The sequence below is a fragment of the Deltaproteobacteria bacterium genome (genome assembly GCA_029860075.1).
Classification (GTDB): domain Bacteria; phylum Desulfobacterota; class JADFVX01; order JADFVX01; family JADFVX01; genus JAOUBX01.
Genome location: JAOUBX010000017.1, coordinates 11,774 through 33,028 on the forward strand (window position 1 = coordinate 11,774; position 21,255 = coordinate 33,028).

Here is a 21,255-nt window from a genome sequence, read left to right on the forward strand (position 1 = left end):
ACCCGTTGTCAATAAAGACGACGGGAGGAGAAAAAAATACCCGGCTTTTTTTGATTTAGCGCTTTGAAAGGCGCTCATGTTAAGCTAAGGCTGCATGGCAGCAGAACGGCTTTGGGCATTAACAGCCGCAGAAGAAGAAAACAAGGGTTAAAGAGCTTAAACGCTTTGAATGAGAAGAAAAGCAGGAGCCATTGGTCTCTTAAAAATGAATAGGAGTTTCTTTAAAAAAACTCCTCATCAGAAGCATTTGCTTTGACATTTCTTCATTATTTTTATATACATTAAAGCTTAATCAACTTTATATTCCAATAACTTCTAAGCTCTCTATCAAAGTTCAGCATAATGTCTTTTTTCAAACAATTATATAAATTATGGATGAAATTTGCCCATGTCCTTGGCTGGATAAATACAAGGATTATCCTGACCCTTGTTTATTTTTTAATCATCTCACCTTTGGCTTTGGTTTTTAAGCTTATAGGGAAAGATCCAATGGAGAGAAAAATCGGCCAAAGCGATAGCTACTGGAAAAAAAGAGAAGCCGGGGAATTTAAAAAAGAGGATTACAGGAGACAGTTTTGAAGGGCAATATTCTCGGCATATCAGCCTTTTATCATGACTCGGCCGCCTGCCTGCTAAAAGAGGGTGAAATAATTGCCGCAGCTCAGGAAGAGCGCTTTACACGAAAAAAACATGATCAGGACTTTCCCTTAAAAGCCATCGAATACTGCCTGAAGGAAGGTAATGTTGATATTTCGGACATTAGCCTCGTCGCATTTTACGATAAACCTTTCATAAAAATTGAGAGAATACTGGAAACGTACCTTTCTGTTGCGCCCAAAGGCTGGAGGTCATTCATTAAAGCCATGCCGGGCCTTCTAAAACAAAAAATATGGGTTCCCCAGGAAATTCATAAAAAGCTCGGCTACAGTGGTGAAATCATTTTTTGCGAGCATCACGAATCGCATGCTGCATCGGCATTTTTCCCCTCCCCTTTTCAGGAAGCGGCAATCCTGACAATGGATGGCGTCGGGGAATGGACAACGACAAGCATCGGCACAGGCCGGGGGAATAAGCTTGATATCAAGCATGAAATCAACTTTCCTCATTCTCTGGGGCTTCTTTACTCGGCCTTTACCTATTATCTGGGATTCAAGGTCAATAGCGGGGAATATAAGGTAATGGGACTGGCGCCTTACGGCAAGCCCAAATACAAAGACCTCATCTTCAAGGAACTGATCGACCTCAAGGAGGACGGTTCCTTCAAACTGAACATGAAGTATTTCGGCTATCTGGATTCACTAAGAATGACAAATTCCGGCTTTGGCCGGCTCTTTGGCGCTCCTGCCAGAAAGCCCGAAACAAAACTTACCCAAAGAGAAATGGATATTGCAAGGTCCCTTCAGGACGTGACGGAAGAGATTATGCTTAAACTGGCCCGTCATGCCCATAAGGTAACAGGCATGAAAAATCTCTGCCTCGCCGGAGGTGTTGCGCTAAATTGTGTGGGAAATGGAAAGGTATTAAGGGAAGGTCCTTTTGAAAATATATGGATACAGCCGGCGGCGGGCGATGCAGGCGGCGCCCTTGGTGCTGCGCTTTTCGGGTGGCACAGATATATGGATAAGGAAAGGAAGGCTGACGGAAAAAAGGATTCCATGAAAGGCTCCTATCTCGGACCTTCCTTTACTGATGATGAAGTGGAAGCCTTCCTGACAAAGACAGGCGCACCCTATGAAAAGCTTGATTCATCAACGCTGGTGCAGAAAACGGCAAAGCTCCTTTCTGAAGGAAAAACTATCGGCTGGTTTCAGGGCCGCATGGAATTTGGGCCAAGAGCCCTTGGCGGCAGAAGCATCATTGGTGATGCAAGAAACGGGGAGATGCAGTCTATTATGAACCTCAAAATAAAGTTCAGAGAATCCTTCAGGCCTTTTGCTCCTGCCGTATTACGGGAAGATGTAAACAAGTGGTTTGAAATGGATGCCGAGAGCCCTTATATGCTTCTCGTGGCGCCTGTTAAAGAGAGTAAAAGAGTCGCCTTAAAAAAAGAGGAGGAGGATCTCTTTGGTATAGCGCTTTTAAATATCCCCAAGTCGGAGATTCCGGCAGTTACCCATGTTGATTATTCGGCCCGGATCCAGACAGTAGAGGGGATTACAAACAAACCCTATTATGATATAATAAAGCGCTTTAAAGAACTGACGGGATGTGCCGTCATTGTAAACACCTCTTTTAACGTGAGAGGAGAACCTATTGTATGTACTCCGGAAGACGCCTATCGCTGCTTTATGAGAACAAATATGGATAACCTTGTTATGGGAAACATCATTCTTCATAAAAAAGAGCAGCCCGTCTATAAAGATGACGACCATTGGCAAGAAAAGTTTGAACTTGATTAAAATAAGAAAAAACAATCTAAATGGATAGAACATGAATAAACTGGCAATATTCAGAGAACTTTGGGATTTCATGAAAGTTCGCAAAAAGTGGTGGCTCGGCCCTATTATCATGCTGCTCATTTTACTTGGCGCTCTCATCGTATTCACTGAAAGTTCGGCTCTGGCGCCTTTCATATACGCACTCTTTTAAATAACAGAAGATGTCAATACCGGCACACAAGGCATTGCTCTGCGTACCCCTATTGACTCAAGGTGTTTCATTGGTGATGCAACAAAATGTCTCAAGTTTATTGCGACACAGTCTCAGAGGACGTGGCCTTGCTTGAGCCCTAAAAGGGCTTGCTTTTCCTTCCCGTTAAAAGGCAGCCGAGTGCAGCCGTTGACTGAGGATGAAGGGCACAAACTGTCTGAGCGAAGCGAGTTTTTGTGCCCGCCGAAGGCAACGGTGGAAGGAGGGGAGTCCCGCCTTGGCGGGACCAAGTTTTTGGGCGGCCTTTCTTTTGTTACTTTTCTTTGTCCGCAAAAGAAAAGTAAAAATTATTATGGCATAGCCTTTTAACTCTAACCCCGCCCAAAGGACGGGAATTTCAAAGATTGATTAAAATGAGACGACCTATTCCCTTTCTCTTTCTTTTTTTCTTCACTTTTGCAGCGCTTTATTCATTTCACCCCTTCCCTGTGGAAGAACCTTATATCTCTGCTGATGCTGTTTTCGATGCACAAATTGCCCGGAATATCCTCCTGGACGGGGAACTCGGCTGGCCTGCCACTCTGCAACCGCCACTGCAGGCTATTCTTGCAACCCTCATCTACCCTTTCAAAAAAAACATATTAATTTCAGGCATAATCATTTCCAAATTTATGTTTCTTCTTTTGCCTTTAGCCGTCTACCTTCTGGCAAAGGAACTCTTTAGCAAAAAAATAGCCTTTTTTTCCATGGCCCTTTCTTTTTTTCACCCGCACTTTTTCTACGCATCCCAAACAATGGAGCCGACAGTAACCTATACGACCTTACTTACTTTTGCGCTTTTTTTTTCATGGCGGGCCTATTCAAGGTCAAACATCTTAAGTGCAATACCGGCGGGTATTTTCTTTTCACTTGCATGGCTGAGCCGTTCTGAGGGCTTTCTCATACTGCTCTTTATTATTTTATCTTTCTCCTTTCTCCTTTTCAGGAAGAGGGCCTTACTGGAAAAAAGTATCAAAATCAAAAAAGTTTTTTTACTAATAACCTTGCTTTTAAGCTTTTTTATCCTTTCATCACCTTACCTCGTTTTCCTTAAAAACACTTACGGGAAGCTTGTTTTTTCACCCAAAGCGTCCTACGTTCAGATATGGATGAAATGGAGGATTTACAGAGACAATAACTATGGTGAAATAGGAAATGAAGAACTCTGGGGGCTTAATGAGCAGGGAAAGTTAAAATGGCAGGAACCAAAGGGCATTGGGGACCTTTTAAGTTATCTTGCTTCCCATCCAAAGAAAAGTGTAAAGGTTTATCTGACAAATTTAAGCAGTGAAATTCCGGGCAGAATCGGCGGGGCCAGCGGGCAGGAGAACTACCCCCAGGTTTATCCTTTTTATTTTTTCATACCTGCCCTCATCTGGATACTTTACGTTATAAGGAAGAAAAAAGAAGGAGAAAAGTTGCTTTTTATCCTTTCCCCTTTTCTGCTTTTGCTAATCCTGCCCGTTTATACCCATGGCTGGTGGAAATATCTCGCCCCTTACTCTCCCTTAATTATAGTCATGGCTGTTGCAGGCCTCTCAAATATTTTCGAAGATTTAAAAATCAACTATGCCTTACCCCTTTATACAGCCTTAATAATTCTGTTCGCCATATCTGTCACAAGAGCGCTCCCTTCTGCTGAAAGAAAATCGGATTATGCGCAATCAAAAGCCAGCTTTGCTGAAGCTGCCAAAAGTGCGGGGAAATACGCTCAAAAACAATTCAAAGGTTCTCCCAACTATATGGTCCAATGGCTAAAACTCACTTATTATCTTGATGGACGATGGACTGCCATGCCCGTTACCAGCTTTTCCAGGATGATTGAATATGCCAGGAATAAGAATGTTGACTACCTTGTCTTTGAAGGACCATCTGATAAATGGGAAAGAGAACTGATTCAGGTAATGAAATTCAGGCGCCTTGAACCGGCAGGGATTTACAGGAGTGACAAGATAGATTACCGGGTGCTGTTTTTCAAATTAAACAAATAAAGAAGTTTTTATGAAATTAACAGCCATCTTCTCCCCTATTTTTTCGGCAGCATAATAAGCGGCTCTTCTGCAAAAGGGCGGTAATAAAGAAGGGTATGCCCAATAATCTGGACAACCGCTCCCCGGGAAGCCTTTTCAATGGACGCGGCAAGCTCCTTTTTTTCGGTCGGTGCATTATCGAGAACCCTTATTTTAAGAAGCTCATGATGTTCAAGGGCATCTTCAAGATTGGCGATAAATTTTTCAGACAGGCCATCTTTTCCGATCTGGATAATGGGCTTTAAATGATGCCCCAATCCCTTGAGACAACTCTTTTGTTTACTGCTTAATTTCATAACTTTACCTCTCCGGGCAGCTCTACACTTATTAAGGTATCAACCACCCTATCCTCTTCCATTATTTTTCTTTTAACTCCGGCAACCCGGGCATAACCCTCTTTAATAGTCAGCTCAGGTGAAATTTCCACGCTGAGATTTACAATAATATTATTTTCAACATAGTGAAGCCTGATATCACGGCAGTTTTTAATTCCATCCGTTCCAAGAGCGGCATTTCTTACCTTTTCAAGCAGGTCTCTGTCAGGGACGGAATAAATGATGCCGTCATTTTCACCTTCGGGATCGATGTGGACAAGCACATCGGCCACATTCCGCACATGCTCTATAATGGAATCTCTAACGCCGTCGGCTATATTGTGAGCGTCCATGACATTCATTTTTGAATCCACTTCGATATGAATATCAACGAGTATTTCACTCCCTGTCTTTCGCGTTTTAAGATCGTGATAACTTAAAGCCCCCGATACACTTAAAGCGGCCCTGATAATATTATTTCTCACATCCTTTTCAACGGCCGTATCAATGATATCCCTGAAGGAGTCTCTCGATATATTCCATCCCGCTTTTACAATGAGCACGGTTACTATGATGGCAGCCAGAGGATCAAAAATCGGCCACCCCATCATGGCGGCGCCAATACCGACAAAAGTAGCAACCGACGAGAAAGCATCCGATCTGTGGTGCCAGGCATTGGCAATGACAGAGGGGCTTCCCGTCCTCTCACCGACCCTGACCGTATACCGGTATAAAATTTCCTTGACCAGAATAGAAAGAAAGGCCCCGGCAAGTGCAATATAGGTCGGTAAATAATCGATTCCCTCCCTGATGGTAATAAGGGCATCCCAGAAGATACCGATGCCGGCAACGATGAGAATAATACCGAGCACACCGGTACCGACCGTTTCAACCCTGCCATAACCATAGGGCCGATCTTCATCGATGGGCCTTCTGGCTATTTTCAGACTTGCAAGGACAACAAAATCGGAAAGCAGGTCGGAAAGTGAATGGGCGGCATCGGCAATAAGAGCTTCACTCTTCCCGAAAATACCGGCAACCAGCTTGACAAGGGCAAGCACAAGATTGGCAAAAATGCCGATCCAGGTGATTTTTTCTCCATCATTATACTTATTGCTCTTTTTCAAAGCTGCCCTTCCTCAATCCAGATGTAATCCTTAAGGGATTCGATGGCTGTAAACCTGTTGATCCCCTTTCCTTCCAGCGATGCATGGGCCCTCACTCTCTTTAGCGCACCGAGAAGTGAATTAATATTCCCCCCCATATGGCCTGCAATAAAATGCGCAACATCATCAGGAAGTTTTATATTTTCCTCATCGGCCCTGGCCTTTAAAATAGCAACCTTCAACTCCTCTTCAGGGGGAGGAATATCGGCAGACTTTCCTTCCTTTTTGATTAACTCCGCAAGGGGAGAAGCGGGAAAGGAATCAGGCGACAAGGCGCCCGTCAATATGAGTTGGCCTCCGCCTTTTACAAAATCTGCAAGGGTCCTTTCCCTCTCATCCACAGCAAAAGGGAAATCATCGATGATGACAACCTTGCAACTCCCCATCGGCTCTGTTTCCTCTTCTTTTGTCGACAAACGGCCAATAAACAGGTCCAGATCTTTTTGAGCAAGCTCATTTGCAATGGCATTTATAAGGTGGCTCTTTCCCGTCCCCCTCCCTCCGTAAATATAACAGGGATTATAACTGCCTGCCGGATTCTCGCTTACATAGAGGGCCATTGCCCTGGCCATACTGTTACTGTTACCGGCAATGTAATTGGAAAATGTCATTTCACGATCAGCGGTTAACCTTATAAACCCTGACAAAGCCATAGCATCACAAAAAAAGTCTATTACCCCGAGCCCGAAGATGATTCAGGCCCGAAGATGATTCAGGCCCGAAGATGATTCAGGATTGAGGCTCTATTAAAATGAAAGCTGTGAATTATAGCATAAAGTATAGTCAAAGCGTACGACTTTCCAAAGTTCGCACAGTGAAAGAATAAGCAGGGCAGGCATTTATCACTTGACATAAGCTGTCAATAATAATAGATTATTCATCCATTCACGTACTCTGCCGGGGTGGCGGAATTGGTAGACGCAAGGGACTTAAAATCCCTCGGGAGTTTCTCCCGTGCCGGTTCGATTCCGGCCCTCGGCACCAATAAGAATAATGGTTTATATGAAGCTTTAATAATTAGGCTGGAATAGACTCTCCGAAAAGCTATCGACATGATTTCCTCTTAGGGAAAATTCATTTCTTTTTATTACCGGCTATATTTCACTTTAATCGAACAACCTCCCCCACCTTTCCCCAAAGATCGCCCCGAATCCTATCTTCAAATCATCAGGGAGAAAAGACGAGTCTATCTGCTCAATAATCAGGTCTCTGCTCTCCTTCAGCTTCTCAAAGGTCCTGTCAACCGTCTTTCCCGGCATATCCATATATGCGGCAAAGGTGAGGAAATCTTCCCTTGCCAGTCTATTCCTCTTACCGTTTATACTAAGGCTCATCTCCTCCTGTTCAGCGGGGATAACAAGCCTGGAGTTGACAATATCGTAAATAGGGGAGAGCCTATATCCCAGATCCGGTTTCTTGAGGAGGGAGAAGTTCTTGAGATGGGCGTCACCGTTGCCGAGAAGAAAGAAGAGGAGGAGCCTCTCAAAGAGGAGAATCATATCGAGGCCGGGTGCCTCGGAGTACCTGAGAAGGGCCTTCCCTGCCTTCTCCATTGAACCTGCATATTTATCCTCAATACCAGTCAACTGCTGGAAGTCCTCCTGGGGCAGCCTGCCACCGTCGGGCAGGCGGTCGAAGCGCTTCACCATATAGCAGAAGTCTCCTTCAGAGAACATCAATAGCCCGTGGGGCGGGGTCTCAATGGCGAGCGCTTCTGCAATATTCATGCAGAGGTTTTCATTCTCGGGCAAACTTTTAAATCGCTCCACCTGGGGCTTCAGGATATAGTTGCCACCCTCCTCGACGACATCAAGTATTTTCCTCTTTCTGTCCAGGTGGACGGAGAGCTTGGGCTGAACACCGGAGATGGATATTTTTCCTACCATCTTCTGCGCCCGGCTTACTATCTCCGATGAGGAGAAGGGAATGATGGGCACCCATTTCGTGCCGAATAACTTCCGGGCACACCTCAGATGATAGCCACCGTCCATCTCCAACTCGGGTTTATGGCAGGAAAGGCATCGCTCTGTCATCTTACCTCCTCCTCTCCTTCGGGGTAGATACTCGTTGCCCCGATGCAGTCCTTGCAGCAGCGAAGGAGGATCTCGAAGACATTCTCAGGATCGACCTTGAGAGTCCGTCTCGTAAGATCGAGGAGCCATCCCTCAGGAATGAGGCCCAGGAAATAGGGAAACATCTTTTCGCTCTCAAAGGTTTCTTCTCTCAAGGGAAGGGTGAGGCTGATCGCCTCGGCGTCTTTCCGCGCCAGGTACTCCGGGAGGTAGATAAAGCGGTAGCCCTCGCCCCCTTTCTCCAGGATGCCCGCCTCTACACCCCGGTGGCAGATAATCCCACGCCTTGAAGGAGGAGGGTCATTTTTCATCTTCACCCCTGCCGGTCCGTTTATCTACCGGACCCAACTCCCTCCCGAAGAGCGCAAGCACCTGGTTGACCTTGTCCATGCGGAGCGTCTTCTTCCCCTGCTCCAGGTCGCGGATAAAGTGGATGCCTACCCCCGCCCTATGGGCAAGGTCCCGTTGTGTCATCCTGTTCAACTTTCGCTGCTTTTTTACGAATGATATAAGATCCATTAAAATATACCAAATCAAGTATAATATTGAGTTATTATCAATAAACTATACCTTAAAAAGTATAATGTCAATTTTTTTATACTCTTTATAGTATAAACCAAAGATCATCAGAACTGATTATACTATTTCGGGTATACAAACGACAAGGGAACTGTCTATAATGTCGTTAAGAAAGAACGGAGAAGGAAAGAATCACACCGGATGGCTCTTACAAACCGGATTTGATTTACGCAATTTAATGGTGTAATATTTCCCAAAAAGCGGAGGTAAAGATTTCATGCCTTTAATTGAATGGAATGACGAATTAAGTGTAGGAATCGATGAAATCGACGAACAGCACAAAAAATGGATCTCCATTATTAATGACCTGCATACCTCCCTTATGGAAGAAACTTCGCTGGATACACTGGAAAAAACGATAAATGAAGTTGAAGAATATACCTTCTTTCATTTTGCCGAAGAAGAAAAACTGATGGGAAATGTGGGATATCCTGACCTTTCCAGACATTCAAGAATTCATTTCAGTTTCAGGCAGGAAATTATCAGGGTAAGAAGCAGCATCCTTTCCGGTGAAGTCGTTCTTCGCACGCAGGTAATGAGTATCTTAAAAAGCTGGCTTCTCGATCATATAATGAAGGAAGATATGCAATACGGAGACTTCATCAAAGAGAAATGCAGCAAGGAGAAAAAAGTCTGATTTGCTCTTTCACTCCGAACCTGGATAAACAGCCCCTGATCGGGGAGAGGTAAGGGGATTTCGGCTGGATTTCCCGATTAATTTTCATCCCATCCTACGCTTGCTGTCTTTGCAAGGAGTGCAACGACGTGGCAATCTCACCTTTTATTTCAAAGTGAATCATCCCCTTTATCTTGCAATTCATCACTATCAGATTGTGAACGACGAATATCAATAATTTCAGAAATTGCTGAAGTAATAAGCTTCAATATGTAAATAGCGCTAAATCCTAAAATCAATGCCTCAAATTTCGACATTAAGCTCCCCTCCTATTTTAGGAGGGGTCGGGGGTGGTAAAAATCTCCACCTCATAAAAAAACCATTTGAAGAGCTGCCTTTTGTTCAACCACCCCTAACCCCTCCTTATCAAGGCGGGGAACATCAAAGCTCCCCTCCTGTTTTAGGAGGGGTCGGGGGTGGTAAAAATCTCTACCTCATAAAAAAACCATTTGAAGAGCCGCCTATTGTTCAACCACCCCTAGCCCCCTCCTTATCAAGGCGGGGAACATCAAAGCTCCCCTCCTGTTTTAGGAGGGGTCGGGGGTGGTAAAAATCTCCACCTCATAAAAAAACCATTTGAAGAGCCGCCTATTGTTCAACCACCCCTAACCCCTCCTTATCAAGGCGGGGAACATCAAAGCTCCCCTCCTGTTTTAGGAGGGGTCGGGGGTGGTAAAAGCTCTATAATCAGCTTTACTCTGTGTATATTGCCTGGATAATTGGATTTATTTCTCCGATGGAGATTATCTCTGGCGCATATGATTGTATTCCGTTAATAGATAAAACATGGGCTTTGTTATTGACTTTCCATGCTTTAAATAGGCGTTCGCTGAAGGAGCATTCTCTATCCCTACAGGCGTTACTTTCCCATTAAAAGTTGCTTTCCAACCACTGCCGGTTGTCATTTGGTAGATGTAATAATCCTTAAATATATTTCTTGCCAGGTTTAACCACGCTATATCATGTGACTCCTTGTAAAGAGAAGCAAATAAGTCCGAATATAGCGGAAGAACTGATTGATTTGGGTCGTTTGCCGCCCATTCTTTTATTTCCCAAAGGTAGCCCACCTTCAATGTGTATGGGTAATATTCAGCATATTCATTCCTGTATGTTCCCATTTCACCATCAACAAACATACCGGGGAGGATTTCATTTCTCATCCAGTTCCCCCACCTGAAAAGAAAGTTTCTTACCTTGGTTGCTTTGGCATTTTCTCCTGCAGATTTAAGAGTGTAGTGCAATTTTACTAAAGGCTCTACTAAAATTGCATCATACAAAAACCAAAGCTTGTCAGGGGAAGCTAATGACAGTATCCACCCGGAGGTTCCATCACCAGTTCCTCCTTCATATTTGAGCAAATTAGGATCAAATAAAGAGTAAGCGCCCATGAGATACTTTGATTCACCTGTTATTAAATATCCGTTTAACAGACTTAATATTCCCCGACCCTGATTTCTTGTTTCCTGGTCAGTCATAATTAGAAGATCCTTTACCCTCAACAGGTGGTCCGCATTGTGAAGAAGTGACTCTCTATAACGTTCTTCTCCTGTTAATAGATATTGTAAAGCTAACCCTTTTGTCCATGTATGGGATGCTTTGCGGGGCGCAGAGTTAGAATGACTTGTCATATCAGGAAGTAATAGCCCACTAGATTCATATCTTTGACCCCCTGCATATTTATAGTCCTCACCATCACCGGGAGTGGTATTCATATCGTGGATTACAATTATGTCCGCACGGTGTGAAACAAATTCTTCACCTACATCCAGCATCTCATAGTTGCCAAAACGAAGAAATCCCATAAGAGGGATATACGACCAGCCATAATGCTGTGAGCTATACCCCCAGCCTGGACCTCTGGGTGTATTTCCAAAGCGGAGCCATCCATACCATGAGGCGTAATGACTTGCATCAAACTTGATTGTCCTTGCCTGCTGAAGCTCACGGATAGTACTTCCTGCATAACTGCTATTGTATCTTGCCTGATGCATGCCGGCCTGAGCATCAATGGCGTATTGAAGATTTTCTCCGGCAGGAAATTGATAACTTGACTTCACATTGCCCGGGACAATCCATGGGAAAAAGTTTGTTTCTGAATAATATTTATCTGTTGCTTTGGCAATGAGCCTGCTTTTTAATGTTGCCAGCTCATCATTAAAATTGGTGTCAGTTCCGTGGAAGTAAAACATAAGTTCATGAGTCTTCCATATTCCACCAAGAATTCTATGGTCTGTGGCTACATCGGGCCATAGTTCAAAATTAACTTCATTTCCTGAAACGGAGATTCCCTTGGGATAGTTTTGCCAAAACCACCTTGATGCCACCATTAGACCTAACTGGCTGTTCCTGATGTCGACGGCATTATCAAACTTTATTCCTGTTTTAGTACCCCCGGAAATACCTGAAATATTGTATTGCCAGGAGTAAGAAGTCGTTGTGCCGTCTGAAGTTTCATCCTGAAATAACTTTAGGAAGCCGCTTGTATAGTTAGCTTGGGTATGGTCCTGGCCGAATTGTACCGTCTTCAGTCCAAGATTATTAAGTGTTGTTTTTATCCGGCTTGAATTAATGTAAATGCTTTCAACGGGAGATAAGTCGGGAGATGAGCCAGAATCTTTTGACCATCCTCGGTTTTCATTCTCCAATGTTGCCTGGACTTTGACATAAGATTTATCTCTGAAAGCTATAATACGGATCGTATAGGAGAGTGAATTATCAGCGCCGGCAGGCGTCAAGCCAAATTCACCTGTAATCTTGACGGTACACCTTAATGGCCCATTCTCTTCAATAGTGACTGTGCGAGTTGATCCCGATACATAAGTTGTTGCGCCTGCATTAATTAATAATCCATCACCTGCCGGTTGATCAATAATTTTTTCACCTGCTTCATAGGCCCCATTTGAATTTATATCGACCCATACTTCATCGAAAATTGATGTATCCACTTCTTTAACAAAAAGCTTTAGCTTTCCCGTATTAATTTCTACGTATCCTGTTTGCTTTAAAGCCAGGTCAGGGGCGCTAACTGTTCCGGAATTTGTATTTGTAAAATAGTAAGTGGCTGTTGCATTAGCATTGACATTTGCTTTAAAGTCCGCAAGAACCATGCGAATCGGCTTTGATGTGTCTGATGGAAGGCCGTTATACCTGGATAGAACTCTAAACTGCGCATCCGTTCCTGTAATGCTCAATTCAGATGTATTTGTTATGTTTTCTTTTTCCGATATAGGAATGCCGTAGGTAACAGGTTCATTGACTCTATTAAGGCCATACCTTTCCTTGACTTCAAGAGGTTCATTTAGCGTTGATATTGTGGTATAACTTGTATCTCCCGACTCACCACAAGATATGACGGTCAATATTGCCAGAAATGACAGGGCCCACAATAATGTTTTAAAAGAAGTGTCAGTTACTGAAAATGTAGTTCCCATCTTTTAACCCTCCCTGCAAATAGATTGGTATGAGATTCTGAAATGATTTATTAAAATTATAATGATATTCCCTATCTTGGCAATATGTTTACATTTTAATGAGGAACCTAATCAACCACCCTTCGGCAAGCCACTGAGAAAGCGCCCGCCAGGGATTTACAACATAAATAGCTAATCTTTTCATCGCACATATTTGAAGCCCCGGTGAATAATAAGGTCCTCTTCTATTTCCCGTATAAGAAGGGAGTCTAACTTCCATGCTCGTATCCCGCTGTTTTTGGCGAGTGAGCATAAGCCAAATACAAAAAAGCCACCAAAGTGTAACTCTGGCGGCCCGGCCGGCATAGAAATCGTGCGCATTTGTAAATTAATAATAAGCCATGCTGCAAAACTTATCATTCCTATGGCGCTTGATATTTCCTTAGCCCCGATGCTCTGCGTCTTCCGATTTCCCGGAGTTTGCTCTGAGCAGAGGTTTAAGACTTTAAACTGCGAAACTTGTCTATGTAGTTTCGCCTTCAAGCAACTAACATGTTGACTAAAGTGTAAAACATAATTGATTGCGTGTCAATTTTTTTTACCTCTATGTTGGTAACAAGTAAACTGTCCGGAGTTGTAGCATGCGAATTCTCCGGATTATGGCTATCTCCTGAAAGGAGCGACTATGAGACGAACAGAATTGTTGCAGGAGCTCAGAAAGGTGCGCTTTGAAGAGATTTACAGGATGTGGACTGAGAAGAGTATCACTCTGGAGGAGGCGACACAAATACTGGGCGTAAGTGACCGAACCTTCAGGCATTATATCGATCGTTACGACAATAAAGGAATTGAAGGGCTGCGGGGCAAACCATGACCGAAGCAAAGCTAAAGGAAGGAGAATTTGATGAATGGATTAGGGGGTATATTTCCTGGATTTTAATTTGTTGTTTCCCAAATCGAAACATTACGTCCTTAAACCACCTATTTCACCCCCAAAAAGATGACTCCAAAGCATTCAGAGGCACCTTTTCCAGGCCTTTATTCTTAATATCAATTGGTTGACTTGGTCCGACCCAAATTAGCTCTGCTATTGTTCAACCACCCCTAACCCCTCCTTATCAAGGCGGGGAACCTTTTAAACTCCCCTCCTATTTTAGGAGGGGCCGGGGGTGGTAAAAATCTCTACCTCATAAAAAGACCATTTGAAGAGCTGCCTATTGTTCAACCACCCCTAGCCCCTCCTTATCAAGGCGGGGAACTTTAAACTCCCCTCCTATTTTAGGAGGGGTTGGGGGTGGTAAAAGCCCGCTCACATACCCCCAACACACAGGATTATGAAATAATAGGCTTCTTTTTCCAGAGCTTTATATCTTGTTCTCATGTGAATTATTTTTAAGCCGGAGCTTGGGAAAGAGTAATATCAATTTAAATCTGTGGATTTAAGAGAACCGGTTCATTTATTATTTTCAAACATTTTAATGACTCGCTGATAGGATAAATCAAATTTGGGAAACCTTTTATTGTTTTGATCAATATCTTTATAGGCTTCCAGTTTTTTTAATGCATTTTTCAATCTTTCTACCCGTTCTTTATTAACCGAGGTCTTGAAATAAAGATCGGCAAGGAAAGTGTATGTTTCTGTCAACACCCATAAGCTGGTTTCTTTTTCACGCTCATCGAGAACAAACTCCAGAAGCGTTATGGCTTTTTCCTTGTCGCCATCGGCGTAGTAGTCGCGGGCAAGGTCTCTTGTACACCTTACAATCGTGTTTGCCGGTTCGCAATTAGCACATCGGTCGAGCGATTGGCCATGATAAAAAAAATGATTAAGAAGCAGCTTCCTTAAATTGACACGTACTTCCCTTTCATCGGCAATACTGGTCATGAGCCAGAGAGCCTTTGTGACCAGATGATCCTTACCGGGGTATTTTTCTATCCCTTCGTAGGCCGCCTTGAAAAATTCCCTGTTATTCCGGGTCAGTATTTCTTTATCAACGCAACACCGCTTTTTAGACTGCCAGTAGCTGAGAACCTCCCCTTCGCTATGAACGCCATCGCCAGGATAGCTCACTTGCTCCCACCATTCCGGCTTCGGGATGACTTCCCTGAATTCCTCTAAAAATAATTTCGGATCTAAATCTGCATTTTTAAGCCCTCTCAAAGCTTCAATATTAACCTCCAGCTTTCTCGAACTTAACTTTTCATCTTTCTCAATCTCAATATTGATGGCCTTGAAATCTTTCGAGGACTGGGGGCGCGGACGATCGCTGAAATGGATGACTCCATTTTCGTCGACCCATTTATAATCTTGTGCCGGTGCCGTTGCAGGAAACAGGCATAGAAGAATGGCGCAAAATTTCATAAATATTAGTCTCATTCTCATTTACCGCCTCTAAATTAATTTTTTCGCCAAAATGAACAATGGGTTTATTAAAAACGCTAATGAACTGTGAACCCGTTCCCGATTTATTTTTCAACAATCAGCCAAACGCTGAAGGTGCCGAAAATGCTCAAGCTTGAAGACTTGACTCCATTACTCTTTTGTCTTCCATGTTAATGCCTTTCACATGAGCCTTTAATTTGTTCGATCTCTCGGCTAAATCATTTATTCAATGACGCATTGTGACCCATCAATACTCAAGGTTTCATATTTGCGTTTTTGACCCTGAAATGGGCGTTATAGGCCGAAATAGAGGCCTTTTTTAGGGTAAAGGCTTTTTTTTCAAATGGTTAGCGTGGCCCGACCATAGCACCAATTGGTTGACTTAGTCCGACCCAAATTAGTCTTGGATAAGATATTCTAAGATTAATTTTTATCCCATCCTACACTTGCTGACACCATCCCCGACAAACAACCTGCATCAAATAAATTTGACAAAATATTTATCTTAGGTGATACTAATAAGTAGCTCATCTACCATGCGTGGAAGGAGTAACGAGGTCGTTCTTGAAAGAGAACGGCTTCAGCCTTTTTAGGACCTATTTTTCCAGTATCTTTCATACTCCTTTTGAAGTTTCCGCTTATTATGTGGTCTATCTACCATATATGCAGTCCAGGGCAATATGTAGTCCCCCCTATCGGCTAGAATCACAATATACTCTTCAGACTCAAGCCATAAGCAGATACGGTCTTCCCCCTTTCTCTCATTCTTCCAAACCTTGATAACCGTATTAGACGAATTTTCAATAATGGGGTGTGGCCACCTTATTCTTTCACACCGCCTGAAGTCCGGGACTCTATCTTCTTCCACTGCCCCTTCCTGTATCATATGCCAGAAGGTTGCCTCTTTTCCTTGTGACATGGGACGCCTTTTCAGGCCTAAACGCCTTCCTTCATAAACAGGCTTACGGTCGATAAAGTCTGCCTTAAAATACTTATAAAGTGCATCGAGATATTTATGCCAGTCACCTCCATAATCACTAAACGATACAAGGTCAGGCAGCCATGCTTCTTTTTTATCCATCACGGCCCCTCTTGTCCATGCCAGACAAAGATATTGACCTTTTTTTCCTGATAAAGGGTGTTTCGCATCAGTGAATAGTTTGAGCGCTCTTTCATCCTGCTTATAAGCGTTTCCTTTGCCTGATTTCCAGACAAACCTCTATGTAAATAGGATAAAGCCCCTATAAGGAGGTCTGCCAGTTGCAATTGCTCTACGTGTTTTGATTCAAGAATCTGCACCCTCTCTACAACCTGCCTTGAAAAATCGTAAAGGCTGTTGCAGATAACCTCATGCAGCTTTTCAACTTTCTTGCCTCCTCTTGTGTCTTTGATGTCCAGATATATATTGTATCTTGCTGTAGGGTCAAAGATTACTTTCAACATATTGAAGTACATCTTGTAATACCACTCATCATGATCCTGCCCAAACTGATTATGATGTAGTATTGATTTATCAGGTACAATAAGAGCTCTAAAGTGTAGATCATCGTCATCAAAGAAATAGTCAAGCAGATCAAGATAGAACCTCTCTTTTGCAGGAGAAACCTTTGTCCATTTAATCTCAAAGTCAGGTCTAAAGCCATGCTTCTCTTTTATTTCACGGATACGGACGGCAATTTCCCGTCGTTTGTCAAGGGGGCACCAGATGCCTCCAAGCACCATAGCTTTTTGATTGTCATGCTCTAAATGACAGGACTCGTCACAGTAAATATTATAAACTTCACTCATAGTTCTATTCCTTACCCAAGTAATCCACCCAACTGCCCATAAACATCCCGTCCCTTGTCGTCCTTCTCAACAGCAAAGAGAAAAAAACATTTACCCCCACTTGACTTTGCCCAATATTCACCAACAGCTTTTTTCTCTCTTGAATCGTCCGTGGTTTTATAACCTTCCCCTTTGTATTCGACGACAAGCAATCTTTCATCATTTAGCTCTGCAACAAAATCAGGATAGAACCAGTTATTTGCCAGAGGTAGACGGAAGGAGGCATGATCACGTTGAACGAGGTTACGTACCCAGAATTTAACTTTTGGGTGATTGTCTATCGCTCTTGCACAGGCAAACTCTGTATCACTTGCGTCAGATTCTTTAAGATCTTCAATAATAGGGTAATAATGTTTTTGGAATTTGTAGCGGCCCCGGTAATAGGGGAATCTGGCAGGATACAAACCAGGTTCAAAGCGGTATTCATAATTGAGGCTCGCCTCCAGTGGAACCTTATTTTCAAAAAGAACCTGTTGAAAACCTTTTGACGCGGCCTTATCCTGAATTACTGAAATTTGAGCTCTGATTGCGCGGATTAGAGGGTATTTTACACGGATAAGTGCAGTCAATGTAAAACCGCGTTCTTTCACAAGATGAGCGATAAGCCGGGTAAGATAGGCCATTATTTCACTGTGAGCTATATTCTGCTCACAAACCTCCCTGCTGAGGACAAGTGCAAGGTCTGACTCCGAAAGCCCGCTTTCAACGAGATTCAAGTCATAAGTCTCACTCTCTTCAGCAACATGGTAGCTCATTTTTTTACCATCAATATCTACCTCAAAAGTCGTCTCCTTTTCGCTAATTGTAAAACCGGGCAGTTCAACGGTAAAATCGAGTAGAGACCAGTCTCCGCTTATATACCTGAAGGCCTCCGGTTCCAAAAGACTCAGTTGTCCCTGTTCACCAAAGCAGAGTTGAGGCAGCGGCATAAAATGTTCACCCCGTTGGGCTGGAGCACGGTTGGCGTCAAGGCGTGCATTATGGAGGGCAATTTCTACCTTATATTCTTTTGTGACTTTATTATCTACATTTGCAAGAAGAACCTTTGAGAGCGCTTCATCAACAGAACCAGCCACCTTGACCCTGAAGTCACCCCTTTCAACCTGGCTCACCTCAATACGTGTTCTGTCTTCTGCATTTAGCCCCTCCAAATCAGGCGCTTGGGGTAGACGTATCTCAAGTGGTGGCTCTTTGGCAGCAGGGTATTCAGCGGGGTCGCCGCCGAATAGATCTGATTGCCCATATGCAGCCTGTAGATTTGCCGCTATCTCCAGTTCTTCAAAGCCCATATTGACAAGACGGTCTGTCAGTTGATGTGCAGCCTGTGCAAAACTGGAGGAACAAAGGTGAGCATAGGCACGATTGAGGGCTTCTGTTTTACGCCTTTTTGCAAAGGGCATTCTGAGTACGCGACCAAGAAGCTGCTCTGCATCCTTCATAGAACGAACCTCTTTAACAGAGCAGAAGACATAGGCAAAAGAGCAATCCCACCCTTCCTTAAGCGCTTCTATGGTAATGATATGTTCAATGGGGCATTCCGGTGCAAAGATATCCATATTATCAAGCTCTCTTTGCGTACCTGTTGCAACAGCAATTGTATGAGCGTCAATTTTGAGGTTTTCAATAAGAAACTCCTTCAACACCTCAACGGTAATTTCACCGTTTTTAGCTTCTGCCTGAAACAAAACAATAGGGCGGATATAGTCCTCTTCCTTTTGTGCTTCTTGCGCAAGTTTGGTGCGTGTCAAAACAGCATCACGTACACTTGCCTGCCACTCTGCATGTTCTGTCAGCATAATTGGCAGCTTTATCATCTGCTGTGCCTTCAGTTCCAGGGCAGACACATGATAGATAACATTGCTGGCTGAAGTAACACTCGTGTCGGGTGTTGCCGTAAATTCAACTATACATTTGGGATGGATGCGGTGCAGTGTTTTATGGGTCAAACGGGTTCTGGCATTATGTGCTTCATCAATAATTACCAGAGGTTCGTTAAGGGCAAGGATGTTGGCAAAGGATTTCTTAATCTTTCCAAGGGCGCTTCTATCGAGGCCATTTTCCTTGAGATCTTCTTCTGTTACCCGCTCAAGGCGTTTGTCATTGGGATTAACGCTGGCAAAGTGTGACTCAAAGTGTTCGTTATAGGCATATACCTTACGCCCGCTCGTATCATTCACTCTTAAGTTGGCAATAGTGCTGACAATAACAATCGCTTTGTTACCAACATCCTGGGCCTGAATCTGTGTTACATCATCAATATTAAGGATTCTTACCTGATAGTCAAAGTAGCGATCAAGTTCTGCACGGTAGGGATGACCCGGCTGGGCAAGCGCTTTCAGGGTTTGTTCTCGGATAGTGTTGGTAGGCACAAGCCATAGAACAATGGGATAATCCTGTTCAAGATAACTACGGGCAGCAACCTTTACGGTGTGAGAGGCAAGCACCGTCTTACCGCCTCCCGTAGGAAGCCGGAGGCAAACATAAGGCACCTGCCCAAAACTGTATTCCCTATAGGGAACCTCATTTTCGCCCCCATTTTTCAATACCTCTTTGAAAGCATCTTTCACATCCCCTGTTCTGGCAAGTACCAAAAAACTTTCAAGTGTGTCCAGCGCCTTTCTCTGGTAGTCCTTTAATTTGAACATTACAAAGCCCTCACTTCATAAGGTATCTGCTTGAATTCGATCTCTTCAGCGGCCAAGCGGGCCGGGCCAAACCGTGAGGCTTCACCAAAAACAACCTTTGGGCCGTCATAAGGAGGTAAACTCTCCAGTACAGGCCCCGTTAATACATTGCCGCCATTGGGTTTACGGTCTCCCAGTATGCCGTTATAGAGGAGGTAATAGGCCTTGCCTTTATAAACGCCCAGAAGGGGCGAATCAGGTGTTTTCTCTAATGGCGTTCTTGTCGCCATATACCAGACATGCGAAGCCAGTGCTGGAAAACGAATTGAAGGATTGATATTCCCCATTTCATCAAAAACCGTTTCACCAAGACGAAAAAACCGAAAGCCGCCGCCTCCGCTCCAGTTTACTGCTTCAGATATCCCCCCCTGCTCTCCATCAACTACCTTTTTAAGTCGAGGTTGACAATGAGTAACTGCATGTCCACCCATTTCAACACCTATGTATTTTCTCTCTATTTTATGGGCTACAGCAGCTGTAGTACCTGAACCAAGAAAAGAATCTAAAACAATTTCATTTTTATTGGTTGCTATTTCAATTACCTGCTGAATTAGTTGTTCTGGTTTTGGTGTTTCGAAAAGTTCTCCTTCTTCAAATAACTTTACTAGGTTTTTTTTAGCATGATCATTTGTACCAACTTCAGTTGCCAACCAAAGGGTTTCTGGTGTTAATCCTGATTTTGCCTCTGACAAAAGCTTCTTTATTCTTGGAACCCCATTGCCATCCTTACCAAACCATATGTTGTTTTTAGCTATTTCTTCTTGCATTTTTGCTTCTGTGTATAACCAACACCGCCCTTTTGGCAATTCATGTGCTTTACCATTCGGTGCTACAAAAGTATAAAATTGATCTGATGTGCCATGACCTGCTTGAGCATTAGCTGAAACAGACTGCCAAGGGCCTCTAGGATCATTATCTGGATTCTTATATCTTTTGAGAACTTCATCATTAAGCTCTAAATCATTTCGTACTTTACCAAAAAGAACAGGATCTTTAGCATATAAAAGTAAATATTCGTGATTATTAGAAAATACCTTCCGATTTTCCCTTGTGGTTCTTTGTTGCCAAATTAGTGTAGTAATAAAATTTTTACGTCCAAAAATCTCGTCCATTATGGTTTTAAGGTAATGCACTTCATTATCATCAATAGATACCCAGATGCTTCCATCCGGTGCCAGAAGTTCTCGCAGCAGTTCGAGGCGTGGGTAAATCATGGAAAGCCACTGGCTGTGTTCCAGATTGTCATCATAATGCTCAAAAGCACTTTTTGTATTGTAAGGGGGATCGATATAGATGCATTTTACCCGTCCGGCATAAAGAGGAATAAGCGCCTTGAGTGCTTCCAGGTTATCGCCCTGAATAAGCATATTCTCATTATCAACATCACCACAACCAAGCTCCTGCACGGGCTCCAGCAATCTGTAGGAAACATTTGCCGCCGCTTTTACAGCCGCGTCTTTATTTAACCAATCGAGTGTAGGCATAG

General features: G+C 43.5%; 20 protein-coding genes, 1 tRNA gene and 1 riboswitch. Of the genes, 7 read left to right on the top strand and 14 right to left on the bottom strand.

The annotated features are described in order from the left end of the window. The first annotated feature begins 342 nt into the window (after window positions 1-342). The 4 genes from OEV42_07080 to OEV42_07095 all read left to right on the top strand — a co-directional run bounded on the left by OEV42_07080 (window position 343) and on the right by OEV42_07095 (window position 4,619). Window positions 343-579 (top strand): SxtJ family membrane protein, encoded by a 237-nt coding sequence (locus OEV42_07080; GenBank protein MDH3974025.1) that lies wholly within the window; start codon window positions 343-345, stop codon window positions 577-579. After that, entirely contained in the window at window positions 576-2,399 is a 1,824-nt protein-coding gene (locus OEV42_07085; protein MDH3974026.1) for a carbamoyltransferase, read from the top strand. Before OEV42_07080 ends, OEV42_07085 begins: the two co-directional genes overlap by 4 nt. Window positions 2,400-2,430: 31 nt before the next feature. Continuing rightward, window positions 2,431-2,589: a DUF5989 family protein gene (locus OEV42_07090; protein MDH3974027.1), complete on the top strand. Its 159-nt coding sequence runs from the start codon at window positions 2,431-2,433 to the stop codon at window positions 2,587-2,589. 413 nt (window positions 2,590-3,002) lie between these two features. Continuing rightward, window positions 3,003-4,619, top strand: coding sequence for a glycosyltransferase family 39 protein (locus OEV42_07095; protein ID MDH3974028.1), 1,617 nt, complete (start codon window positions 3,003-3,005; stop codon window positions 4,617-4,619). Between the two features lie 35 nt (window positions 4,620-4,654). Here the strand turns inward: OEV42_07095 and yhbY are convergent, their stop codons facing one another. Genes yhbY through OEV42_07110 form a run of 3 tightly spaced genes read right to left on the bottom strand, consistent with a single transcriptional unit; the run spans window position 4,655 to window position 6,749 of the window. Continuing rightward, window positions 4,655-4,954: a ribosome assembly RNA-binding protein YhbY gene (gene yhbY, locus OEV42_07100; GenBank protein ID MDH3974029.1), complete on the bottom strand. Its 300-nt coding sequence runs from the start codon at window positions 4,952-4,954 to the stop codon at window positions 4,655-4,657. Continuing rightward, the gene (locus OEV42_07105; GenBank protein ID MDH3974030.1) at window positions 4,951-6,099 is read right to left on the bottom strand and encodes a cation-efflux pump; all 1,149 of its coding nucleotides are present in this window, start codon (window positions 6,097-6,099) and stop codon (window positions 4,951-4,953) included. The genes yhbY and OEV42_07105 overlap by 4 nt, the downstream gene beginning before the upstream one ends. Then, on the bottom strand, window positions 6,096-6,749 hold the full coding sequence (locus tag OEV42_07110) for a DnaA/Hda family protein (protein ID MDH3974031.1): 654 nt from the start codon (window positions 6,747-6,749) through the stop codon (window positions 6,096-6,098). Before OEV42_07110 ends, OEV42_07105 begins: the two co-directional genes overlap by 4 nt. Window positions 6,750-7,034: 285 nt before the next feature. On the opposite strand from OEV42_07110, the gene OEV42_07115 reads away from it, so the two are divergent. Then, window positions 7,035-7,122: transfer RNA gene (locus OEV42_07115), tRNA-Leu, on the top strand. A 122-nt stretch (window positions 7,123-7,244) separates the two neighbouring features. Here the strand turns inward: OEV42_07115 and OEV42_07120 are convergent. Genes OEV42_07120 through OEV42_07130 form a run of 3 tightly spaced genes read right to left on the bottom strand, consistent with a single transcriptional unit; the run spans window position 7,245 to window position 8,729 of the window. After that, complete coding sequence (locus OEV42_07120) at window positions 7,245-8,171, bottom strand: HipA domain-containing protein (protein MDH3974032.1); 927 nt, start codon at window positions 8,169-8,171, stop codon at window positions 7,245-7,247. Further along, on the bottom strand, window positions 8,168-8,521 hold the full coding sequence (locus OEV42_07125) for a HipA N-terminal domain-containing protein (GenBank protein ID MDH3974033.1): 354 nt from the start codon (window positions 8,519-8,521) through the stop codon (window positions 8,168-8,170). The genes OEV42_07120 and OEV42_07125 overlap by 4 nt, the downstream gene beginning before the upstream one ends. Beyond that, complete coding sequence (locus OEV42_07130) at window positions 8,511-8,729, bottom strand: type II toxin-antitoxin system Y4mF family antitoxin (GenBank protein MDH3974034.1); 219 nt, start codon at window positions 8,727-8,729, stop codon at window positions 8,511-8,513. The genes OEV42_07125 and OEV42_07130 overlap by 11 nt, the downstream gene beginning before the upstream one ends. A 277-nt stretch (window positions 8,730-9,006) precedes the next feature. Between OEV42_07130 and OEV42_07135 the strand changes: the two genes are divergently transcribed. Beyond that, on the top strand, window positions 9,007-9,426 hold the full coding sequence (locus OEV42_07135) for a bacteriohemerythrin (GenBank protein ID MDH3974035.1): 420 nt from the start codon (window positions 9,007-9,009) through the stop codon (window positions 9,424-9,426). Window positions 9,427-9,575: 149 nt separating this feature from the next. Here OEV42_07135 and OEV42_07140 read toward each other — a convergent pair whose 3' ends face one another. From OEV42_07140 to OEV42_07150, 3 genes are all read right to left on the bottom strand, one after another. Beyond that, a complete protein-coding gene (locus tag OEV42_07140) occupies window positions 9,576-9,722 on the bottom strand; it encodes a hypothetical protein (GenBank protein ID MDH3974036.1) in 147 nt (48 codons plus the stop codon). Between the two features lie 486 nt (window positions 9,723-10,208). Next, entirely contained in the window at window positions 10,209-12,896 is a 2,688-nt protein-coding gene (locus OEV42_07145) for a hypothetical protein (protein MDH3974037.1), read from the bottom strand. Between the two features lie 88 nt (window positions 12,897-12,984). Further along, complete coding sequence (locus tag OEV42_07150; GenBank protein MDH3974038.1) at window positions 12,985-13,155, bottom strand: hypothetical protein; 171 nt, start codon at window positions 13,153-13,155, stop codon at window positions 12,985-12,987. A gap of 66 nt (window positions 13,156-13,221) precedes the next feature. Further along, a riboswitch (cyclic di-GMP riboswitch) is annotated at window positions 13,222-13,370 on the bottom strand. Between the two features lie 190 nt (window positions 13,371-13,560). Between OEV42_07150 and OEV42_07155 the strand changes: the two genes are divergently transcribed. Beyond that, window positions 13,561-13,749 (top strand): helix-turn-helix domain-containing protein, encoded by a 189-nt coding sequence (locus OEV42_07155; protein MDH3974039.1) that lies wholly within the window; start codon window positions 13,561-13,563, stop codon window positions 13,747-13,749. 579 nt (window positions 13,750-14,328) lie between these two features. Here the strand turns inward: OEV42_07155 and OEV42_07160 are convergent. The 5 genes from OEV42_07160 to OEV42_07180 form a co-directional block, all read right to left on the bottom strand. Then, window positions 14,329-15,252 (bottom strand): DUF4124 domain-containing protein, encoded by a 924-nt coding sequence (locus OEV42_07160; GenBank protein ID MDH3974040.1) that lies wholly within the window; start codon window positions 15,250-15,252, stop codon window positions 14,329-14,331. Window positions 15,253-15,847: 595 nt separating this feature from the next. After that, window positions 15,848-16,339 (bottom strand): hypothetical protein, encoded by a 492-nt coding sequence (locus OEV42_07165; GenBank protein MDH3974041.1) that lies wholly within the window; start codon window positions 16,337-16,339, stop codon window positions 15,848-15,850. Next, the gene (locus OEV42_07170; GenBank protein MDH3974042.1) at window positions 16,339-17,046 is read right to left on the bottom strand and encodes a DUF3800 domain-containing protein; all 708 of its coding nucleotides are present in this window, start codon (window positions 17,044-17,046) and stop codon (window positions 16,339-16,341) included. Before OEV42_07170 ends, OEV42_07165 begins: the two co-directional genes overlap by 1 nt. Window positions 17,047-17,057: 11 nt before the next feature. Next, window positions 17,058-19,730, bottom strand: coding sequence for a DEAD/DEAH box helicase family protein (locus OEV42_07175; GenBank protein ID MDH3974043.1), 2,673 nt, complete (start codon window positions 19,728-19,730; stop codon window positions 17,058-17,060). Then, window positions 19,730-21,253, bottom strand: coding sequence for a site-specific DNA-methyltransferase (locus OEV42_07180; protein MDH3974044.1), 1,524 nt, complete (start codon window positions 21,251-21,253; stop codon window positions 19,730-19,732). Before OEV42_07180 ends, OEV42_07175 begins: the two co-directional genes overlap by 1 nt. Window positions 21,254-21,255: the final 2 nt, after the last annotated feature.